We start from the raw sequence: 607 nt of genomic DNA on the forward strand, positions 1-607 counted from the left end.
GGTGGCCTGCAACGCCACCATCGCTCCGCCTGCGGGGAGTGCCTGCATCAGCCGGCCCCGCGCCGCCACCAGAGCGACCGCGTCCTGTAGCGACATCACCCCGGCCACATGAGCGGCCGCCAGTTCCCCGATGGAATGGCCCAGCAGGAAGTCCGGTCGCATTCCCCAGGACTCCAGGAGCCGGAACAGCGCCACCTCAACCGCGAACAACCCCGCCTGCGTGAACATCGTCCGATCCAGCTCGCCCTCCGACGACGCGAACACCAGGTCCCGCAACGACCGTCCGAGGTGACCGTCGGCATGGGAGGCGACCTCGTCGAAGGCGGTCGCGAACGCCGGGAACGTCTCGTACAGTTCCCGGCCCATCCCTACCCGCTGAGCGCCCTGGCCGGTGAACAAAAACCCCAACCCACCCCGCCCGGCCGTCCCCGTGACGACACCTTCTCCAATGCCCCCTGTGGCCAGCTCTGCCAGCCGGTCCACCAGCTCATCCCGGCTCCGGCCCACCAGCACGGCCCGGTGCTCCAACACCGCGCGACCCGCCACCAGCGAGTACGCCACGTCCACACCTGACGGCTGCGACGTCTTCACATACGCAGCCAGCCGC

Annotated in this window: 1 protein-coding gene; it reads right to left on the bottom strand. The window is 69.7% G+C overall.

Translation table 11 applies throughout. The annotated features are described in order from the left end of the window. Positions 1–561: acyltransferase domain-containing protein (locus ACFFRH_RS44480; protein ID WP_386164232.1), on the bottom strand; the 561-nt coding region annotated here is incomplete at its 3' end. Positions 562–607 lie beyond the last annotated feature (46 nt).

Source organism: Streptosporangium vulgare (assembly GCF_042428775.1).
GTDB lineage: Bacteria > Actinomycetota > Actinomycetes > Streptosporangiales > Streptosporangiaceae > Streptosporangium > Streptosporangium vulgare.